At 38.4% G+C, this 2,830-nt stretch carries 2 protein-coding genes; both read left to right on the top strand.

Translation table 11 applies throughout. The features are described 5' to 3' along the window. On the top strand, window positions 1-2,261 hold a 2,261-nt coding region (gene nifJ, locus Q0X89_RS07035; RefSeq protein ID WP_297692537.1), incomplete at its 5' end, for a pyruvate:ferredoxin (flavodoxin) oxidoreductase. Window positions 2,262-2,329: 68 nt separating this feature from the next. Continuing rightward, window positions 2,330-2,707, top strand: coding sequence for a HEPN domain-containing protein (locus Q0X89_RS07030; RefSeq protein ID WP_297692535.1), 378 nt, complete (start codon window positions 2,330-2,332; stop codon window positions 2,705-2,707). The last annotated feature ends 123 nt before the right edge of the window (window positions 2,708-2,830 follow it).

Below are 2,830 nucleotides of genomic sequence, written 5' to 3'. Positions count from 1 at the left end.
GTCTGGGATCCGATGGTACCGTAGGGGCAAATAAAAACTCCATCAAAATAATTGGTGATACGACCGATAATTATGTACAGGGATATTTTGTTTACGATTCCAAAAAAGCGGGTGCGCAAACTATTTCTCATTTGCGCTTTGGTCCGGAACCAATTTACTCTTCCTACCTGATTGACAAAGCGGATTTTATAGCAAGTCATCAATTCAATTTCATTGAAAGATATGACATGATAGCCGATTTAAAACAAGGAGGCACATTCCTTTTAAATTCACCATTTTCGAAAGAGGAAATTTGGGACAAATTACCTAAGAAGATGCAGGAGGGAATCATTGAAAAAGAGGCGAAATTTTATGTTGTGGATGCTACAAAAGTGGCCCATGAAGCCAATCTTGGTAAAAGGACAAATACCGTTTTACAAACTTGTTTCTTTGCCATATCAGGTATTCTGCCTAAAGATGAGGCCATTCAGAAAATTAAGGATGCCATAGTTAAGTCATATGCTCATAAAGGTGATGCAGTAGTTCAAATGAATTTTAATGCTGTTGATAAATCACTCGAAAATTTATATCAGGTAGACTATCCAAAAGATGTAAGCAGCGAGAAAGGATTGCTTTCCGCAATGACTGATGCTCCCGATGGTTTTGTAAAGAATGTTCTTGAGAAAATACTAGGAGGTCATGGAGACGAATTGCCAGTCAGTGCATTTCCGGTTGATGGTACCTTCCCTACCGGCACTACCCAATACGAGAAAAGCGGGATCGCTAACTTTATCCCAATCTGGGATGATGAAGTACTTTGTACACAATGTAATAAATGTGTAGCTATCTGCCCGCACGCTGCAATTAGAGCTAAAGTAGTTCCTAATGAAGTTATGGCAGATGCTCCGGGTAGTTTGAAATCAGTTCCTGCCAAGGGAAGGCCATTTTCCGCTGAAACTGAATCTTACGTATTACAGGTTTCTCCGGAAGACTGTACCGGATGTGACCTTTGTGTCGCTGTTTGCCCTGCTGAAAGCAAAGAAATTGAGAATTTTAAAGCCATCAATATGCGGAAGAAACTCGATTTTGATGCCGTGGAAAATGTAAATTGGGATTATTTTATCGATTTACCGGACTATGACAGATCGGCCTTACAAATAACCAATATAAAAGGCTCTCAGTTTTTAGAACCTTTATTCGAATTTTCAGGAGCCTGTTCTGGTTGTGGAGAAACGCCATATATTAAAATGCTTACCCAGTTATATGGCGATAGTATAATTATTGCCAATGCAACCGGTTGTTCCTCAATATATGGTGGCAATTTGCCAACAACACCTTATAAAACAAATGCAGCAGGAAGAGGTCCGGCCTGGGCAAATTCACTTTTTGAAGACAATGCCGAGTTTGGATTTGGAATGAAGCTGGCCTTAACCAAGAAACAGGAAATTGCGGTTAATCTTCTAGAACAACTGAAAAATGAGGTTGGTGAGGAATTAACTGAAGCTATTCTGATGAATCCGGAAGAAACAGAAGAGCAGAGAAGTCAGAAATTTGCTGATGTTGACAGACTTAAGGAAGTATTGGCAAAGGAAAAAGACAATCCCGATGCCAAAAAATTAAGTCAACTCACAGAGTACCTTCGTAAAAAAGGAGTCTGGATTCTTGGTGGCGATGGCTGGGCTTACGATATAGGCTATGGAGGAGTTGATCATGTATTAGCTTCCGGAGAAGATGTAAATATTATGGTGCTTGATACTGATGTATATTCCAATACAGGCGGTCAGACCTCTAAAGCAACTCCATTGGGCGCTAGCGCCAAGTTTTCTGTGTCCGGGAAACGAACAGGCAAAAAAAGCCTGGCACTTCAGGCCATTTCCTATGAGAATGTATATGTTGCACAGGTAGCGATGGGAGCAAAGGATCTTCAAACCTTAAAGGCAATTGAAGAAGCCGCAGCATACCCTGGTCCGTCACTTATTGTAGCCTATTCACACTGTGGTGAGCATGGATATGATTTAAAAGATGGGGCCAAGCAACAACAAAAAGCGGTTGAAACAGGCTATTGGCCCCTATTTAGATTTGATCCTTCTAAGCCAAAAGGAAAAAAATTCAAATTAGATTCTAAAGAACCCACTAAGCCATTAAGCCACTTTATGTATAATGAAACACGCTTTACCAGAGTTGTAAAAGATGACGCAGAATTGGGCGCGAAATTGTTAAAACAAGCTCAGGAAGAGGTAGAAACAAAATGGGAACGACTGGAACTTTTTAGAAATATGTAAAGCTATAAGCAGAAATTATTATTAATAGATAGGTTGTAAAAAAAGCTAATTATAAATAAATACTGTCTATGGAAAATAGAGCACAAAAACTTTATGAGACTGCCATTCAAAAACTGAAAGAAGCGAATGATGAATTGTGCAGACCTGCGGAAGATGTCGTTTCTTTTATGGTTTGTCAGAATTCTCATATTGCCATAGATAATTACTTAAAGGGTTTTTTAATTGAAAATAACATCGAGCCGGAAGCAAATGCAACAGTTGATGCTTTGTATGAAAAATGCAAAGCCGTGAATGGAAATTTTGAAAAAGTAAATTTATCTGGTTTCGAATGTGAAGAACATCAATTAGATTCAAGATTTTGCAGTGGTGTAACTAATGTGAGCAGATGTTATGACATTGCAGATAGCCTGGATACATTTTTGAGGGAAGAAAAAATCATTAAATAAAAGTCATTTCTACTGCTTCTGATAAATAGAAGGCATGCTTGGGACATCAATATGATGTATTCGTCCTAGATTACTTGGTATTGCTATAATCTCTTCTTTAATTGTATTAAACCAATTAATATT

The organism is uncultured Eudoraea sp. (genome assembly GCF_947258525.1).
Classification (GTDB): Bacteria; Bacteroidota; Bacteroidia; order Flavobacteriales; family Flavobacteriaceae; genus Eudoraea.
Note: the sequence above shows the minus strand (reverse complement) of the source record. Positions and strands in the feature narration are given on the sequence as shown.

Bases quoted from the DNA above. Each gene is read 5' to 3' on its own strand.
- Q0X89_RS07030 (WP_297692535.1), top strand. From the start codon at position 2,330: ATGGAAAATAGAGCACAAAAACTTTATGAGACTGCCATTCAAAAACTG.